This is a genomic window from Dethiosulfatarculus sandiegensis (assembly GCF_000931935.2).
GTDB classification, from domain to species: Bacteria; Desulfobacterota; Desulfarculia; order Desulfarculales; family Desulfarculaceae; genus Dethiosulfatarculus; species Dethiosulfatarculus sandiegensis.
In genome coordinates this window covers 31552-49189 of record NZ_AZAC01000035.1, presented here as the reverse complement: position 1 = coordinate 49189, position 17638 = coordinate 31552, and the positions used below count along the sequence as shown (strand labels likewise).

The 17638-nt window shown below is 54.7% G+C and carries 17 protein-coding genes; 10 read left to right on the top strand and 7 right to left on the bottom strand.

Annotated elements, in window-relative coordinates; genetic code table 11:
* Nucleotides 1–21: 21 nt before the first annotated feature.
* From dnaX to X474_RS19130, 3 genes are all read right to left on the bottom strand, one after another.
* The gene (gene dnaX / locus X474_RS19140) at nucleotides 22–1920 is read right to left on the bottom strand and encodes a DNA polymerase III subunit gamma/tau (RefSeq protein ID WP_052515413.1); all 1899 of its coding nucleotides are present in this window, start codon (nucleotides 1918–1920) and stop codon (nucleotides 22–24) included.
* A gap of 86 nt (nucleotides 1921–2006) precedes the next feature.
* Nucleotides 2007–2735: an SPOR domain-containing protein gene (locus tag X474_RS19135; RefSeq protein WP_044351200.1), complete on the bottom strand. Its 729-nt coding sequence runs from the start codon at nucleotides 2733–2735 to the stop codon at nucleotides 2007–2009.
* A 314-nt stretch (nucleotides 2736–3049) separates the two neighbouring features.
* Nucleotides 3050–3934, bottom strand: a complete 885-nt coding sequence (locus tag X474_RS19130; RefSeq protein ID WP_044351199.1) for a hypothetical protein — start codon at nucleotides 3932–3934, stop codon at nucleotides 3050–3052.
* Between the two features lie 553 nt (nucleotides 3935–4487).
* Between X474_RS19130 and gap the strand changes: the two genes are divergently transcribed.
* The 4 genes from gap (at nucleotide 4488) to coaD (ending at nucleotide 8178) form a co-directional block, all read left to right on the top strand.
* Complete coding sequence (gene gap / locus X474_RS19125) at nucleotides 4488–5498, top strand: type I glyceraldehyde-3-phosphate dehydrogenase (protein ID WP_044351198.1); 1011 nt, start codon at nucleotides 4488–4490, stop codon at nucleotides 5496–5498.
* Nucleotides 5499–6025: 527 nt separating this feature from the next.
* A complete protein-coding gene (locus X474_RS19120; protein WP_044351197.1) occupies nucleotides 6026–7048 on the top strand; it encodes an aspartate-semialdehyde dehydrogenase in 1023 nt (340 codons plus the stop codon).
* A gap of 9 nt (nucleotides 7049–7057) precedes the next feature.
* Entirely contained in the window at nucleotides 7058–7630 is a 573-nt protein-coding gene (gene rsmD, locus X474_RS19115) for a 16S rRNA (guanine(966)-N(2))-methyltransferase RsmD (protein WP_044351196.1), read from the top strand.
* Nucleotides 7631–7650: 20 nt separating this feature from the next.
* Nucleotides 7651–8178, top strand: coding sequence for a pantetheine-phosphate adenylyltransferase (coaD, locus tag X474_RS19110; protein ID WP_044351195.1), 528 nt, complete (start codon nucleotides 7651–7653; stop codon nucleotides 8176–8178).
* A 3-nt stretch (nucleotides 8179–8181) separates the two neighbouring features.
* Here the strand turns inward: coaD and amrA are convergent, their stop codons facing one another.
* Genes amrA through X474_RS19090 form a run of 4 tightly spaced genes read right to left on the bottom strand, consistent with a single transcriptional unit; the run spans nucleotide 8182 to nucleotide 10121 of the window.
* A complete protein-coding gene (gene amrA / locus X474_RS19105; protein ID WP_044351194.1) occupies nucleotides 8182–8751 on the bottom strand; it encodes an AmmeMemoRadiSam system protein A in 570 nt (189 codons plus the stop codon).
* Between the two features lie 35 nt (nucleotides 8752–8786).
* Nucleotides 8787–9269, bottom strand: a complete 483-nt coding sequence (locus tag X474_RS19100; protein ID WP_044351193.1) for an NUDIX domain-containing protein — start codon at nucleotides 9267–9269, stop codon at nucleotides 8787–8789.
* Nucleotides 9269–9667: a hypothetical protein gene (locus X474_RS19095; RefSeq protein WP_044351192.1), complete on the bottom strand. Its 399-nt coding sequence runs from the start codon at nucleotides 9665–9667 to the stop codon at nucleotides 9269–9271. Before X474_RS19095 ends, X474_RS19100 begins: the two co-directional genes overlap by 1 nt.
* Nucleotides 9668–9689: 22 nt before the next feature.
* Nucleotides 9690–10121 carry an MOSC domain-containing protein gene (locus tag X474_RS19090; RefSeq protein WP_044351220.1) on the bottom strand — a complete coding sequence of 144 codons (432 nt, stop codon included), beginning with the start codon at nucleotides 10119–10121 and terminating at the stop codon, nucleotides 9690–9692.
* Nucleotide 10122: 1 nt separating this feature from the next.
* Between X474_RS19090 and tilS the strand changes: the two genes are divergently transcribed.
* The 6 genes from tilS to glmM all read left to right on the top strand — a co-directional run bounded on the left by tilS (nucleotide 10123) and on the right by glmM (nucleotide 17638).
* Nucleotides 10123–11589 carry a tRNA lysidine(34) synthetase TilS gene (tilS, locus tag X474_RS19085; RefSeq protein ID WP_082464504.1) on the top strand — a complete coding sequence of 489 codons (1467 nt, stop codon included), beginning with the start codon at nucleotides 10123–10125 and terminating at the stop codon, nucleotides 11587–11589.
* Nucleotides 11590–11633: 44 nt separating this feature from the next.
* Nucleotides 11634–13574, top strand: a complete 1941-nt coding sequence (gene ftsH / locus X474_RS19080) for an ATP-dependent zinc metalloprotease FtsH (protein ID WP_082464503.1) — start codon at nucleotides 11634–11636, stop codon at nucleotides 13572–13574.
* Nucleotides 13546–14415, top strand: a complete 870-nt coding sequence (gene folP / locus X474_RS19075) for a dihydropteroate synthase (protein ID WP_231688352.1) — start codon at nucleotides 13546–13548, stop codon at nucleotides 14413–14415. Before ftsH ends, folP begins: the two co-directional genes overlap by 29 nt.
* 8 nt (nucleotides 14416–14423) lie before the next feature.
* Nucleotides 14424–15239, top strand: a complete 816-nt coding sequence (cdaA, locus tag X474_RS19070) for a diadenylate cyclase CdaA (protein WP_044351190.1) — start codon at nucleotides 14424–14426, stop codon at nucleotides 15237–15239.
* Nucleotides 15220–15915: a CdaR family protein gene (locus X474_RS26305; RefSeq protein WP_044351189.1), complete on the top strand. Its 696-nt coding sequence runs from the start codon at nucleotides 15220–15222 to the stop codon at nucleotides 15913–15915. Before cdaA ends, X474_RS26305 begins: the two co-directional genes overlap by 20 nt.
* Nucleotides 15916–16261: 346 nt before the next feature.
* Nucleotides 16262–17638 carry a phosphoglucosamine mutase gene (gene glmM, locus X474_RS19060; RefSeq protein WP_044351188.1) on the top strand — a complete coding sequence of 459 codons (1377 nt, stop codon included), beginning with the start codon at nucleotides 16262–16264 and terminating at the stop codon, nucleotides 17636–17638.

The window sequence follows — 17638 nt, the reverse complement described above, 5'->3', positions numbered from 1 at the left end:
ATCTCCGTATGGTCATATGTTTCATTTGGAAGGCCTTTCCGGATTCAGGGAAACCACCTGGGCCTCAAAGACCTCAAGCGCCTCCTGCACAGCCGAATGATTGGCCAGTTCGTTCAATAACTCCATTTGAGAAGCCCCTTGCTCCTCGGGAGACTGTTGAGGCGCCTCCCCGGCTTTAAGCAGCACCGAAACAGGGGAGCCGAACAGCTCGGCCAGCATTTCCTCCAGCTTTGCCTGGTTCTCCTCCGTGGCGCAGGAAGCCGCCAGGGGGCTTGAGGGCAAGGTTATCACCAGCTTATCGCCCTCAACCACCGCCCGGGAGCGGCTTAGATAAGATGCCAGGGAAGGTTCGGAGCGGCCCGCGTAACGGGAAAGCTCCTCCAGCACCTTTTCCGGCGGAGGAAGGGCGCCGCCCCGGGGATTGGCTCCCGGCTTTGGGGGAGCCTTCTCTTGAGGCTCCCTGGCCGGGGTTTCAGGGGCTGCTTGAGGCTTGGGGCCCTGATAGGAGGGAGTAAAGCCTTGTTTTTCTTCAGGCTCTTTTACTCCCGGCCCCCTATATGAAGGCAACGGGCCTTTTTCGGTCAAGCCATCCGGCGCAGACTTCCCCCCCCCCTGATAAGAAGGTGTAAAACCGCCTTCACCCTGATTTTCCGGAGAGAAACCCGAATTCATCTTCAGGTCGGGAGCCGCCCGGTGACCAGAAAAACCTCCTGATCCTCCCGACGCGCCCTGCACGGACGAAGGGCCAAAATCACTGCCCGGCAGGGGAGGCGGCTGTTGGCCTCCGGCTATGGCGGACAGACGGTTGACTATCTGATCCAAACCCAGCACCGGCTTCACCTGGGTGAGCTTCAGAAGGGTCATCTCCATGACCAGCCTGGGTTGGGCCGCCCGGCGGAAAAGGTCTTCCGAACGGGCCAGGACATCGAAGACCTCATGCAGGGTCTCCGGGCTTGTGGCCATGGCCTCTTTTTTCAGATCCGCCAGTTCATCCTGGGTGAGCCCAAAAAGCTCCGTGCCCTCGGCCACATCCCTGGCAGCGGCCAAATTGCGGAAATGTTCCTGAAGCCCCGCGTAAAAGGACTGCATCTCACCACCGGCCCCGTAAACCTGTCCCACCAGATCCAGCACCTTGGAAGCGTCGCCCGCCAGCACGGCCTGAGCCGTCTCATGGACCAGCGCCTTATCCACCAGGCCCAACAGCTCCACCACTTCCTGATGGGAATATTCCTTTTTCCCGACACTCAAGACCTGGTCCAGGATGGAAAGGGAATCCCTTACCGAGCCGTCCGCCTCCCTGGCCATGAGGTTAAGGCTCTCAGGCTGCATCACACAGCCTTCGGCCTCCACGATTGAAGCCATGTTCCCGGCCAGAACAGCCGGGGAGAGCCTTCTGAAGTCATATCTCTGGCAACGGGACAAGATGGTCAGTGGCACCTTGTGCACATCTGTGGTGGCCAGGATGAAAACCGCATGCTCGGGCGGTTCTTCCAGGGTCTTCAGCAAGGCGTTAAAAGCCGCCTTGCTCAGCATGTGCACCTCGTCCAGTATGGTCACCTTAAAACGGGCCGACTGGGGTCGGTAGCGGATAACTTCTCGCAACTCCCGCACATCTTCCACTCTGGAGTTGCTGGCTGCGTCTATCTCCTGCACATCCACCGCCCTGCCTTGGTCTATTTCCAGGCAGTGCACACACTTGCCGCAAGGGTCTTTGGTCGGGCCGTTTTCACAGTTAAGCGCCTTGGCCAGGATACGGGCCACGGAAGTCTTGCCCACTCCCCGGGGGCCGGTAAAACAAAAGGCATGGGCAAGGCGGTCTGTCTCCAGGGCTCCGGCCAGAGTGCGGGTGATGTGCTCCTGACCAACCACATCGCTGAATGTGGAAGGCCGGTATTTACGGGCCAACACCAGATAACTCAACTGATGCCTCCGGCCGGAAAGAACCCTTTCATAAGGGAGCTTTTTTGTAATTTAAACAGGAAAATCATTTATTCCACCAACCCGGATTATCTAGGGCGCATAACCGTAAGATCGCTTTTCAATCCTTTTTTACGCATTGAGCGGGCCAGGCGCAAGGCCTTGTCGCGGCTTTGGCAGCATCCAGCCCAAACCCGATGCCAGGTGCGGCCCTTGGAGTCCTTATGCTGTTTTATCATGGTCTCATAGCCCATGGATTTAAGCCTGATAAAATCCTTGCGTGCATTTGATTCTTTTAGATTGGAGGAATAAAGAACTGCGTAGTTACCAGCTTTAACAGGTTTTTTTACTTTAGGTCCCGGTTTGGGAGGCGCAGGTTTAGGTTCTATGGGAGTCTCCACAGGCCTATGCTCAAGACCTGTCAGCGCGGCCTGCATCTCCGCAATGGCCTGCTCCTTGGGATATTCGGGCCGATCCGGAGATTTACGGGCCTCTTCCAGGCCGTATTGCCAGGCCTGACGGGCCAGGTCCGGCTGATTCAGATCTTTGTAAACCAGGCCCAATTGATAATAGGCCTGATACATGCTGCGGTCGGCCTTGATGGCCCTTTCCAGTTCAGCGGCCGCGGATTCCAGCTGGCCTTCGGCGCGAAACTGAAGCCCCTGGTTCCAATGTTTTAAGGCCAGAGACTCTTCGGGCGCAGGATCTGTGTCACCAAACCAGCCTGAAACAGTGGCGCAGGCAGGTAAAAAGGCAAGCAGGCAAAAAACCAGGGCCAAACCGGAAAAGCGCCGAATACCGCCGAAATTTGCTGTCATGTTCTCCCTCCCTGGTAAAAACTCAATATACCTGTTGCCGCCCTATAAATCCGTTGGAAGCGCCTTCGGTCCTGGCCCGAACGCAATAAGCCGACAGCAGAATTCAAACCCTATGTGCACCGGAAAAATCTGTTCTTCAATTTCCCGAAAAATCTAAAGTTTGTCCGCCCCCCGAACCGCCTTGAAAGGGCCTTTCAATCGAGCCCGTTTCTTTGCAAGGGCCTTTATACAGAACACTACACCGGATTCGACCAGGATCAAATCCGGGACAGTCCCCTAGCTTAACATGAGGGAGGGCAAGGTTCCAAGTTGGTCTACTGGTCTGAATTGTCTTCCGGATCAAAGTCTTGGGGTGAATTCACAGACGGGTGATCCTGATCTCTTCTAGGCAGGGACAAAAGCTGTCCACCCTTGGTCTGACTCCCCTGCCTGCCTTGGGAGGTGAGATACTCCCTGGACCAGCGTTTTTGTCTGCGCTGAATCTCCGCCGGATCATAAAAACGCATCCAGTCGTCCCGGTAGTGCCAGGTCTCGAGCTTGTTCTGGCGAAAGGCCCAATCCACATCCTCGACTGTAAAGGCAAAAGGAGGCCAAAGGTCAAAGCTGCCTCCCCATTCTTCCCGAGCCAGTTTCAAAAGGGCCATGCGATAATCCTGCCGCCGGAAATCAATAAGTATCTGACCGGCCATGTGGCGCACCACACGGTCTTCACCCTCATCCATCAGGCGTTCACCGATAATCCGGAAAACATGCTCCGTGGAATCGGGATTACCCAAGGTGACGGCGGCAAGGCCCTTGAGGGCCAGATCCCTGGCCGACCAGCCCGCAGTACAGTCTCTGACCACGGCAGTAAGCCCGGGTATCATGGCCGGGCCCACCTTGCCCAATATGGAGGGCAGGACCTCGGAGACCCAGTCGCAGTCATAGGCGTCTGCCCAGCGCAAGGCCGCCAGCAAGGGGGTGACTACTTCCTCCCCGCCTCTTTGGCCTAAAATAAAGGTGGCATGCACCACTGCCCACCACTCGGGAAGTTCAGCCAGCCAACTTTGTTTTTCCATCACAATGTGACTGAGGTAGGGCAACATGGATTCTCTGTCGCCTATCTCCAGGGCCAAACCCAGAGGAAGCCTGTCCTCACCTGAGAACAAAAGATCCAGCAAACGTTCGTCAGGCCAGGATTTGAATTGATTGGCAGGCATTTTGTTTCCTTTTATGGTCTCTCGATTAATACCCCGGGCAAACAAGCCAAAGGGGTTCCCTTGATTATTTAAATTTTATCATGCTTTTTAAAAAGACAATAGCCGGGACAGCCCGCCCGCAAGCACCTATAAAAAACTCTAAGTTCCACATAAAAAAACAAGCGGCTTCCACCGCTTGTGAGAAATAATATACTCCACAACCTCCTTACCTACAAGTAACAAATCCAATTTATTTTTTTAAATTAAATAGTTACCCAAATCAAACTCTTATCCTGTCAAATCAGGGGCAAAGGGGCCACATTCTTAATATAAAGCCACTAGAATAAACTATAAGCATTCGTTGCCTTACTGCCAGTCTTTTAAAAAACCGGTTTGAACACCCCGACCGGGCCCGGCCCAAGCACAGGCCGGGAATGCCCCTGCCCCTGGCGGCGTCAATAGTGCATAATATAGCTAGAAAATGAAGGATTTTTACATAGGGTCTGCTGATGAGAAAGCATTACCCTACAGCAATTTCAACTTTCACTACAAAAGGCCAGTCAAGGAGGAGATTATGGGCGTGAAAGTAGGCATCAACGGATTTGGCCGGGTAGGCAGGTTGGTGACCCGTCTTTTATGCGGGACTCAAAACGGATTGGACCTCGCAGCCATTAATGCCAGAGCTGATTCCGGTCAACTGACCCACCTTCTGAAATACGACTCCGTGCATGGTGTATTTGACCAGGATATTGCTTTTACTGAGAACTCGCTCACTGTGGGGGAAAAAACCATCGCCATAACCCGTAAGGGTTCTCCCGCGGAAATTCCCTGGCGCGAACTGGGTGTGGATCTGGTCTTTGAAACCACCGGCAAATTCAAGTTTAAAGAAGATATTCAAGGCCACTTTGATCAGGGGGCCCGCAAGGTGCTCTTGGGTCTGCCGGGCAAGGGGGCGGAGGATATAAGCCTGGTGATGGGTGTCAATCATACACTGTACAATCCCGCCCTGCACAACTACATCAGCAACGCCTCCTGCACCACCAACTGCCTGGCCCCGGTGGCCAAGGTGTTAAACGATACTTTTAATATTGAACACGGTCTGATGACCACCATCCACGCGGTCACCATGAGCCAAAGGGTGCTCGACGGATCTCATAAGGATATCAGACGGGCCCGTTCCGCCCTGACCTCAATGATCCCCACCTCCACCGGCGCGGCCAAGGCCATCGGGCTGATAATCCCCGAACTATCCGGAAGACTTCACGGTATTGCCATCAGGGTCCCGACTCCGGACGTATCGCTGGTGGACTTAAACGTGCGGGTGACAAACGCAACCACTATAGAAGAGGTTAACGGAGCGCTTAAAGAAGCGGCCCAAGGCCCCATGAAGGGCGTACTCAAGGTAACCGACGAGCCGCTGGTAAGCATTGATTACACAGGCTGCCGCTATTCGTCGGTGGTGGACGCCCCCCTGACCCAGGTGATGGACCGGCAAATGGTGAAGGTGATTGCCTGGTATGACAATGAAATGGGCTTTTCTGCCCGCTTGGTGGACTTGGGAGCCTTTGTGGCTGAATCTCTTTAGAGCGCGCCCCAAGCGGTGATTGCCCCCGCTTGGGCTCAGATTTGTTGTGCCCTGCAAAAACCAGGAAAAAACTCCAAAGGCCTGCCGAACGGCGGGCCTTTGACCAGCAGGTAAATGCCCTGCCGATTTCGCCGGATATCACCTAACAAAAGCCTATCAATGTATTTTCACATCAGGGGCAGAGGATAGTCTAAAACAACCTGACTTCAAACAGCGGCCAGGCCCCCTGTTTTTAAACTAAAAAGCAAGCCCCACCCCGGCGTAGGCAATAACCGGCCTACAGGGGCCGCCAATGGCGAGCGTGCTGATTTAATTGATTTTTTAAACAGGATAATTCAAAATCAAAATATCTTGTTTTCGATTCTCCCTGCTTTGTTATTCTCCGAACCAAAAAACAATTCAGCTATTCAAAAACAACAAGGCAAAATTATTTGCATTTATAGGCTTCCTTGGCTAAAAAAGGGGGACTATAAAGGCCATGAGCCCCACAGGGGGGCAGGTCGGAGCAACAAAAAGGAAGAAAAACAATGAAAAACCCTTGCCGTGTAGCAGTCTGCGGCGCAACCGGCGCCGTGGGAAATCAGATGGTCCGTTGCCTGGAAGAACGGGATTTTCCCCTTTCGGAATTAAAGCTTTTGGCCTCCAAACGCTCTTTAGGCAAAACCGTCCCCTACAAAGGCGAGGATATCCCGGTTCAGGTCCTGGACAAAGACAGCTTCCAGGACGTTGATATCGCTCTATTCTCAGCCGGCGGGTCGGTAAGCAAGGAGTTCGCGCCGATCGCTGCGGCCTCAGGCGCTGTGGTGGTGGACAACTCCTCGGCCTGGCGCATGGATCCCGAAGTGCCTCTGGTGGTGCCCGAAGTAAACCCCGGGGATATTGCCCAATACAAAACCAAGGGCATAATCGCAAACCCAAACTGCTCCACTATCCAGATGGTGGTGGCCTTAAAACCGCTGCACGACTTGGGCAAGATTGAGCGAATTGTGGTCAGCACCTATCAGGCAGTCAGCGGCACCGGACAAAAAGGCATCTTTGAGCTGTTGGATCAACTCAGGGCCATGCATGAAGGGAGGCATTTCGAGCCCAAGGTCTATCCCCAGCAGATAGCCTTGAACGCCCTGCCCCACATCGCGGCCTTTGACCCCAACGGCTACACCGAAGAAGAGCTGAAGATGGTGAACGAGACCAGAAAGATCATCGGCGACGCTTCGATAATGGTTTCGGCCACCTGTGTGCGGGTGCCGGTTATTTACGGCCACAGCGAAGCGGTGAACATCAAAACCGCTCGGAAAATAACCGCGGATCAGGCCCGTCAGGCCCTGGCCAAGGCCCCCGGAGTAAAGGTTGTTGACAACCCAGCTGAAAACGAATATCCCACACCGCTCATGTGTGCGGGCACAGACCCCACCCTGGTGGGTCGCATAAGAGAAGATATAAGCCAGGAAAACGGCCTGGACATGTGGGTCTGCGCCGACAATATCAGGAAAGGCGCGGCCACAAACGCCGTCCAGATAGCCGAGATTCTGGCGGCAGAGCATCTTGGCTAAGGCTTTGAAATGCGAATAACAGGCGGGGCCTTGCGCAGCAGACGGCTAAAGGCCCCGGCCGGGCGGGAAACCAGGCCCACCGCCGACCGGGTGAAGGAGTCGATCTTTTCCATCTTGGGCCCAGTGGTGGTGGAGGCCAGGGTGCTGGATCTGTTCGCAGGCTCCGGCGCCCTGGGCCTGGAAGCCTTAAGCAGGGGAGCCTTGGAATGCACCTTTGTGGAAAAGGCGCAAAAGGCGGCAGGTGTCGTATCTGCCAATATCAGGGATCTGGGGCTGGACAAAAAGTGCCGAATCATGGTAATGGACGCCTTGGCGCCCAGAGGGCGGTTGGAGTCCCTTAAACCCTTTGACCTTATATTCTGCGACCCGCCCTATAACAAAGGGCTGGCTTCGGCCACACCAGCCCTGGTATGGGACGAGGGGCTTCTGGCCCCGGGCGGCTGGTTGGTAATAGAGCACTCACCACAGGAAAACATAGCGCAGACCGGGGAGCTTGAGTGTCTGGACCAAAGGAAATACGGACAGACCATGCTCAGTTTTTTCAGGAACCAAAAGAAAGTTGAAGGGCCCAACAAAAAATAGGGCCATGGAAAGGATTATTCATGAAGCGGGCGATTTACCCCGGCTCATTCGACCCCATTACCAACGGCCATGTCTCGATTATCAAACGAGGCTTGGAGATTTTCGACGAAGTTGTGGTGGCAGTTGCCATAAATCCGGAAAAAAAGTGCCTATTCACCATCGAAGAACGCATGGAGATGATCCATCGCACAATTGACCAGATGCATATGAAAGGCCTGAGGGTCGACACCTTCAACGGCCTTCTGGTGGATTATGTCCCCACCCAGGACAGCAATGTTATCCTCAGGGGATTAAGGGCGTTAAGCGACTTTGAATATGAATTCCAGCTGGCGCTCATGAACCGCAAACTCAACCGCAAGGTTCAGTCTGTTTTTTTAATGACCGATTACAAGTGGTTCTATGTAAGCTCCACCATAATCAAGGAAGCCGCCGCCTTGGGAGGGGATATCAACGGGCTGGTTCCCAGACTGGTCAGGGACTGCCTGGCTGCAAAATACCCTCTTCTCAAAAAACGCCTGGAAAAAAAATTTAAAAAAAACCGCACCTGAAGTCTATTCGCCCAGGTCTTTTTCTCCGAAGACCTGGGCCGAGAAGATAAATATCCTGGTCTGGGGCTCTTTCCAGGCGCCTTTGGGTAGTCCGGCCTTGAAACAGGTCTGATCCAAAAATTCCTCCCTGTCCCAACCGTATTCCGTGGCCACCTGAGGCAGCAACACACCCCTTCCCATGGGGCTAACCAGAAAAATTCCGTGTTTGCCGACCTCTATTTGCAGAGGATCGCCGGTCTCTTTCAAGGGGGAGAGCACGCTTATTTCAAACTCGAGGTCATCCAGCTCATAGGGCGCAACCGGCGGGAACCTGGGGTCTCTTTGTGCCGCGGAGATCGCCATATCCTTAACCGTCTCCAAAAGAGAATCTTCAGAGACAAAATTCCCGATGCAGCCTCTGAGTCTGCCGTTTCTGTTCAGGGTGACAAAGGCTCCCCTTTTAAAGGCAAGTCCGGCAAGCTTGCTTTGCGGTTTTTTTTCAGCAAGGCCTTTTACTGCGTTTTCAACCGTGGCCCTGGCCAATTCAAGCAGTTCTTTTTTTTCTTCCAAAGTGAGTTCACGGTCATCGGTCATTTTGCATAAACTCCTTGCCCCGAAACAATTCAGGCTCATTCCTGACAAGGGGCGGCGCTTCTTTCCCCCCTTTTCCAGGCCAAGTAATGTTCTATGATTTGGGCGTGGTCAAAACAAATCGGCTCGGGCAGGTCCTTGGGATCAAAAACCCGGGCCTTATCCGCATCACTGCCCGCCTTGGGGCTTCCTTGGGCCCTAGCTGCGTAAACCGTTGTGAGGGTGTGGAAACGGGGATCCCGATCTGGTCTTGAATAGACTCCCAAAAGGGACTTGAGCTCAACCGAAAGCCCGGTTTCCTCCAAGGCCTCGCGCCGGGCCGCAGTCTCGGTGCTCTCCGCGTAATCCACAAATCCGCCGGGCAAGGCCCAGCCATGGGGCGGATTTTGCCTCTCAATCAGGACAATGCCCTTACTTTTTCGGCCTTCGGAAATTTCTATGATGATATCCACGGTGGGGAAGGGATTTCTATACTTCTCCACCCGGCCCCCGCACTGGGGGCAGGTGAGGGATTGTTTCACTAAACACTCCTTTGGGCCGAGTGAGACAGAGCGGCTGAGCGAATATATTTGATACAGCGCCCCTGGCACTCGGGCAGCTTCAGCAGGCAATAGACCAGATGCTGGTGCCAGCAGATGGAACCAGCTCCGCTGCTGGGCACAAAATTAGGGCAGGTTATACCGCTGATAGCTTCAAGGTTCTTTTGAATCACATGCCGACGGGCGACTTCCCGGTCCTTGGCATTGGCCAGACGCTTGATCCTCTCCAAACGGTCCAGGGTGCGGGCGCCCACCTTTCGGCGGGCATCCAAAAGGGTGCATTTGGCATCTGCGGGAGACTTAATGCCCTTTGTGCCGGTGCAGCGGCCGCGCTGAAAAAAGGCGCAGCCCTCGCCGCTTAATCGCTGCACTTCGCCCAAGCTAAACCCCCTTTAATGCGGCTTACGCCAAGCGAATCTCATCCCCGGGACGCACTATGCCCGGCTGAAGGACCTTAACAAAGACCCCCTCCCTGGGCATGACACAGTCCCCGGCCTGTTCCCTTATGGCGCAGCCTTTGTGGCACTCCTTGCCGATTTGGGTCAGCTCAACCTCCACGTCTCCCAAGAACAACCTGGTTCCCACCGACATGGTATGTAGCCTAAGTCCGCTGGTGGTTATATTTTCGGCGAAATCGCCCGGTTTTACATCCAGGCCTTTTTTTCGCATCGAATCAATGGATTCTTCGGCCAAAAGGGAGACCTGCCTGTGCCACTCTCCTGCATGGGCGTCTCCTATGACTCCATGAGCAGGCTTAAGCTCCACCTGGGGCACAGGCTGTTTGCGCACACCCTTTTGAGTGCTAATATTAACTGAAACTATTTTGGCTTTAATCATGATCAAACGTCCAGGGAAAAACCTACCTAATTTGAGCTTATACGGCCTGAACAAACGAGTCAAGGCCAAGGAGGCCAAGACCGGCCCCTGCCTTGCTTCCGGTATTTTCCCGGAGTCCGGCGTCATTCTGGCCGCAGTCAGCGGGGGCAGCGACTCCGTCGCACTTTTGCGTCTTTTAAAGAAATCCGCCGCCCAAAAGGGGTGGAAAATCATAGTGGCTCACATTGACCACGGGCTGAGAAAAGAATCTTCAGAAGACGCACTTTTTGTAAAGCGCCTGGCCCGGGAGTTGGGGCTTGACTTTGAATTGATAAAAGTAAAGGTCAAGTCCCAAGGCCGTTCTTTGGAGGAAGCAGCCCGTACAGCCAGGCTCAAAGCCCTTTTTGAACTGGCCAAAGAGGTGAAGGCCAAGGCCATTGCCCTGGGGCACACGGCCGATGACCAGGCCGAGACCCTTCTTACCAGGATATTGACCGGCACCGGCCCCACCGGCCTGGCCGGCATCAGGGCCAACAACGGCCTTTTGTGGCGTCCCTGTCTACACTTGACCAGAAAAGATCTGGAAGGCTACCTGAAAAAAGTGGGCCAAAAATGGCGCTTGGACCAGACCAACCTGGAGGATCGCTTCCTGCGCAACCGGGTTAGGAACCATATAATTCCCCTGGCATCCGATCTGGTCAACCCCAAGGCGGTTGAGGCCATGGGCAGGTTGGCCCTGATCTGCCAGCAGGAAGAGGATTTTTGGCTTAAATGGGGGCAAGAACAGTTTGTTAAGCATGTGCGTAAAAACGGGACCAGCCTGGAACTTCCCCTGAAATGGCTTAAAAACCTGCATCAGGCCCAGTTAAGAAGGGTTTTGCGCCTGGCCCTGGCCCAAACGGCTGATCTCAACCAAGGCCTGCCGGCTGCCTACGTGGAGATGCTCACCGATCTTTTGCAAGGTAAAGCAGGGCGCAAACTGGACCTCCCCCGAGGGATTTGGGCCGCCCTGGAGCCGGACCTCATGCGCCTGGACAGTCAGTCCCGGCCCCATGACTTCACCACCCGGTTCCACGGACCGGGGTGCCTGAATCTGCCTCACCTGAAAAAAACCCTGATATTGAAACCGGCGGAGTATCAAGGCCGACTCACTGCCAGAGGAGACTCGGCCTGGGTGCCCCGGTCAGCCGTTCAATGGCCGTTAACCGTAAGGCCGCCGAAGCCCGGGGACAGGTTTCAGGCTTTGGGAGCGCCGGGGTCTAAAAAGTTGGCCCGTTTTCTGCAAGATTTGAAACTGCCCCATTGGCACCGGACCAGAACAGTGGTAATTGAAGGCCAAAACGGAATAATCTGGGCCGCGCCCTGGTCGGTGGCCGAAAAAACTAGGAGAAAAGAGGGAGAAAGCCGAGGCTTATCCCTTAGACTCATTGACACCCCCGGCCAGGGACCCTATACTATGCTATTTGATAACCATGACCCTGGCTAAGGGTATCAATTCATTCTAACAACCCGTAATCGGGGAGAAAACACTTGAACCCCCTGTATAAGAACCTTGCGCTTTGGCTGGTGATCAGCCTGATGATGGTCCTGCTTTTCAATATGTTTCAAAGGCCGGGCCGAAATGTGGATGCCATGAGTTATTCAGACTTCCTCTCAGCCGTAGAGCAGGGTGAGGTCACCAAAGTGGTCATCCAAGGTCAAGATGTCAGCGGCAACATGGGCCCGGGCAAACAGTTTCACACCTATGCGCCAGAAGATGTGGACATGATCAAAATCCTGCGGGAAAAGGGCGTGCAGATATCCGCCAAACCCGCCGATGATTCGCCCTGGTATATGACGGTGCTGGTTAGTTGGTTCCCCATGCTCCTTTTGATCGGAGTGTGGATCTTCTTTATGCGACAAATGCAGATGGGCGGCGGCAAGGCCATGAGCTTCGGAAAAAGCCGGGCCAGGCTGCAGACCGAGCCCGACGGCAAGAAAGTCACCTTTGCGGATGTGGCCGGCGTCGAAGAAGCCAAGGAAGAACTTGCCGAAATAGTTGAATTTTTACGCGATCCCAAGCGTTTCACCCGCTTGGGCGGCCGTATCCCCAAAGGCGTGCTTTTGGTGGGAGGCCCTGGCACAGGCAAAACCCTTTTGGCCAGAGCCATTGCCGGTGAAGCCGGAGTTCCCTTTTTCAGCATCAGCGGTTCGGATTTTGTGGAGATGTTTGTCGGCGTCGGCGCCAGCAGGGTTCGCGACCTGTTCAACCAGGGCAAGAAAAACGCTCCCTGCATCATATTCATAGACGAAATCGACGCTGTGGGGCGTCACCGCGGAGCCGGTTTGGGCGGCGGCCATGACGAGCGGGAGCAGACTCTGAACCAGCTTCTGGTTGAAATGGACGGATTTGAATCCAACGAAGGCGTGATTCTGATCTCGGCCACCAACCGGCCCGACGTTCTGGACCCGGCGCTCTTACGCCCCGGCCGTTTTGACCGCCAGGTGGTGGTTCCCACTCCGGACGTAAAGGGCCGCGAGGCCATCCTGGAAGTGCACACCAGGCGCACCCCCTTGAACCCGGACGTGGATCTGGCCGTTCTGGCCAGGGGCACCCCCGGATTCAGTGGTGCGGACCTTGAAAACATGGTAAACGAAGCCGCCTTGATCGCGGCGAGGGACAACAAAGACTCCATTGAACATGTGGACTTTGAGCAGGCCAAAGACAAGGTCATGATGGGAACGGAGCGCAGAAGCCTCATCATAAGCGATGAAGAAAAGAAAACCACCGCTTATCACGAGGCGGGTCACGCCCTGGTAGCCAGAATGACCCCCGGCACCGACCCGGTCCACAAGGTCACCATCATTCCCAGGGGCAGGGCTCTCGGCCTTACCCAGCAATTACCGGTGGATGACCGTCACACCTATCCCAAAGATTACCTCTTGGGCAACCTGGCGGTTCTTATGGGCGGCCGGGTGGCCGAGGAAATCGCCCTGGACACCCTGACCACCGGGGCGGGAAATGACATCGAAAGGGCCAGTCAGCTTGCTCGCAAGATGGTCTGCGAATGGGGCATGAGCGAAGCCATGGGCCCCATGAGCTTTGCCAAGCAGGATGAGCAGATATTCCTGGGCCGCGAGATCAGCCAGCACAGGGATTACTCCGAAGAGACAGCCCAGGACATTGATCATGAGGTGAGACGCCTGGTCAGCGAAGCCTATGAAAATGCCCGGAGTATCCTCAAGGAAAACCGCGAGATCCTGGAAAACATGGCCCAGGCCCTTCTGGAAAGGGAGACCCTGGACGCCAAGGATGTCGAGGCCCTGATAAAGGGTGAACCCCTGCCGCCCAACAATCAGAAAAGCAATGCCCAGACCAAGGCCAGGACTTTTTCCGAGACCAAAGAAGCCATCCAGGAAGAAGCCCAACCAAATACTCCGGAAGAAACCAAGACAGAGGGAAATGATGTGGACAACACCCCGGAGGCCTGAGATTCAAATTGAACTGCCTCACCAGCGGGTGATGACTCTGGGTGCAAAGACAGTAATCATGGGGGTGCTGAACGTCACCCCTGATTCCTTTTCCGATGGCGGCCTGTTCTTTAACACCGAGAAGGCAGTGGAGCAGGGCCTGACCATGGAAGCGCAGCAAACCGGCATCCTGGATATCGGCGGAGAGTCCACCAGGCCCGGGGCCGAACCGGTCAGCGCCAAGGATGAAACGGACCGGGTGGTTCCGGTGATACGCTCCCTGGCTGAGAAATCAAAGGCGCTTTTGAGCATAGACACCTTCAAGGCCGAGGTGGCGGCCAAGGCCATTGAAAACGGCGCTCATATCATAAATGATATAACTGCGGGTCAAGGCGACCCGGAGATGCTTTCCCTGGCCGCCGAGACCGAAGCCGGGCTGGTATTGATGCATATGCAGGGCACACCCCGCACCATGCAGAAAGACCCCCATTACGGTGACGTGGTGGCCGAGGTTAAGGAATACCTTTTGGACCGGGCTCAAGCAGCCCTTGAAGCCGGGGTGGCCAAGGAACGGATCATAATCGATCCGGGCATCGGCTTTGGCAAATCCCTTGAGCATAACCTTTTGCTTCTGCGCCATCTGGACGAACTGTGTTCCCTGGGCTATCCCTTACTTTTGGGAGCCAGCCGCAAAACCTTTATCGGACACCTCACCGGCCGCCCTCCGGAGGAAAGACTCTGGGGAACATTGGGTGTGCATGTCTTGGGAGCAGCCATGGGAGCGGCCATTGTCCGGGTCCACGATCCGGCGCCCGTGTCAGAGGCCCTTTGCGTCACAGATGCGGTAATGGCAGCGAGGTGAGGTGATCCATGAGCGAGGTGATTGCCCTTCTAAGCCAAATGCGCTGGCAGGATGTGGCCGACATCGCCTTGGTCACCTTCGTTGTATACCAGGTCATTTTAATGGTCCGGGGAACCAGGGCCATGCACATGCTTTTAGGCTTGGGCGTGGTCCTGGTCATGCTGGTGGTCAGCAAGCAACTCGGCCTTTACACCATCGGCTGGCTCATCAATTCTTTCCTTTCCTCCCTGATACTTGTTGTAATTATTCTTTTCCAGTCAGACATAAGACGGGCCCTGGCCAATATAGGCACCGGTTCGTTTTTTGGCTCAAATATAGACCACAAATCAACCATCGAAGAAGTGGTGAGGGCCTCGGTAAATCTGGCCACCCGTATGACCGGTGGATTGATCGTGATGGAGCGCCAGATAGGACTGGCCGACTATACCGGTTCTGGAGTGGATATAAACGCAGATGTCAGCCGGGATCTTCTGGTGCAGCTTTTCCAGACCTCCGGTCCGCTGCACGACGGCGCGGTGGTGATCAGCCGGGACAAAATAGAAGCGGCCCGTTGCGTACTCCCCCTGGCGGCCAGCCTGCAACTGCCGAGGCATCTCGGCACCCGGCACAGGGCGGCTTTGGGACTGAGCCAGGAAACAGATGCCGTCTGTATTGTGATAAGCGAGGAAAGAGGAAGGGTGAGCCTGGCCGTGAGCGGAGAATTGAAGCAGGATCTGGAGGCCTCCGCCCTGCGCGACCATCTAACCCAACTCATTGGGGAAAAGCAAAAAAAACCCCCGAAATGGTTTATATCGAGGCCGAAAAGTGCTGAAACGTCTGAGTAAAAATTGGTCTTTAAAACTTTTGGCCCTTGTTTTGGCCCTTTCCATGTGGGTATTTGTGGTGGGCCAGGAACAGGCCGAAATAGCACTGATCGTACCGGTGGAGCTGACCAACATACCCAAGGGCACTGTGGTCGACGGCAATGTGGTAAGCGAAGTCAAGGTCAGGGTCAGCGGCCCCCGCAGTCTGGTCCGGCGCGTGATGGATGAACATCTTTCCAAAACGGTTGACCTCTCAGGCATGAAAACCGGTGAGCATGTCTTCCAGGTGGTGCCCAGAGAGCTGAAACTGCCTGCCGGAGTTGTAGCCAAGCATATAAGCCCGGCCTCATTCACCGTAATCCTGGCCCCCAGGGACACCAGGCAGGTGTCGGTGCATCCCAAGATAAAAGGCAAACCCGCTCCCGGATATGAACTGGAAGAAGTCACCTTCAAGCCGGACAAGGTCACAATCTTCGGCAACAAGGAGGATGTGCAAAACCTGGATTGGATATGGACGGTTCCCATCGATGTGACTAACATGAAACAGAACAAAGTTTTTAACGCCAATCTGCGTCTCCCCCCCGGACTGGCTCTGGGAGTGGACCCCGCTTCTGTGGAGGCAACCATCAAAATCCGGGCCGTTCAAATCAAGACCTCCCCGGAATCCGACCAAACACTGGACAGCCCTCAGTCATAAAAATAAAATCAGAACCTTTCCGACCGTGTGTTTGGGGAGAAAAAACTTTAAACAAAACCTGGCCCAAAGCAGCAGGTATTTGATACATTTGCCGATGGATTCATCCTCTAGTGGACGCCTGTGACCGAGTTGCTCTGCCGGTAGCCAGAACAGACACAAACAAGAACTCACAAGGCTTTCAAAAAAGACCCTTCCCCTTTATAAGCAACTTTTTCTTATCAAGAAAAATTCTGCCAAAGGGGATGAAACAAAAATGCCCTGCACAGGCGGGAATAAAGACAAAACCGGACAATTTAAGGTTTTTCATAAAAACTAAAACCAGATATTTCAAAAGAGATCAGAGCGAATGGATTTACCCACAAAAGTTTTTGGAACCGATGGAGTCAGAGGCCGAGCCAATGTCTATCCAATGACCGTGGAAATGGCCATGGCCATAGGCCAGGGAGTGGCTAAAACCGTGAAAAACGGTAAGGCTCTTAACCAGATCGTAATCGGTAAAGACACCCGCTTAAGCGGCTATATGTTCGAAAACGCATTGGTTGCCGGGATTCTCTCCGCCGGCGTGGATGTACTGCTGGTGGGACCGTTGCCCACTCCGGGCATTGCATTTATAACCAGAAGCATGAGGGCGAACGCAGGTATTGTTATAAGCGCCAGCCACAATCCCTATTACGACAACGGCATCAAGGTGTTTGGCCACGACGGCTTCAAGCTGCCTGACGAACAGGAGTCCCTGGTCGGAAAATTTGCTCTCCAGGCGGTGTGCCAAAACCACTGCGAATCCCATAACGCCTCTGCCAAACTGGGCAAGGCCAAGCGCATAGAAGATGCCTCAGGGCGCTATATATCCCTTTTGAAAAACGCGTTTCCAGAGGAGCACACCCTGGACGGCGTGAGGCTGGCGGTTGATTGCGCCAACGGCGCCACCTATAAAATCGCCCCGGCCGTATTCAGTGAACTGGGGGCTCAGCTTAAACTTCTGGGAGTGAATCCGGACGGCACCAACATCAACCAGGGAGTGGGATCTCTCTACCCGGAAAAACTCCAGGAGATGGTGCGGGCCGGTGAGGCGGACCTGGGGCTCGCCTTTGACGGTGACGGCGACCGCCTGATCATGGTCGATGAAAAAGGCGAGCTGATCGACGGAGACCAGATAATGGCCATCTCCGCCGAATACATGTCCAACCGAGGCGCCCTGGCCAAACAGACGGTGGTCGGCACGGTCATGTCCAACCTGGGGCTGGAGATGTGCCTCAGGGAGAGAGGCATAAAACTCTTGCGCACCAAGGTCGGCGACCGTTATGTGGTTGAGGCCATGCGCCAGACCGGGGCCTGCCTGGGCGGCGAGCAAAGCGGGCATCTTCTCTTCCTGGATAAAAACACCACCGGAGACGGCATCTTAAGCGCTATTATGGTGCTAAAGGTAATGATCGAAACCGGAAAGCCCTTGAGTGAGCTCAAAAAGATAATGCCCAGTATCCCCCAGATCCTGCTGAACCTGCCGGTTAAGGAAAGAAAAGCCATCAGCCAGGTGCCGGCCCTGCAAAAGGCTATTGCTCAGCAGGAAGAAATACTGGGTGATACTGGCAGGATCCTGGTGCGCTATTCAGGCACGGAACTGCTTTTGCGAATAATGGTGGAAGCCCAGGATGATGATAAAATGAAAAAAGCAGCCGAGGCCCTGAAGCAAGTTGCCCAAGACGCCCTTGGCCGGGAAAAGTGA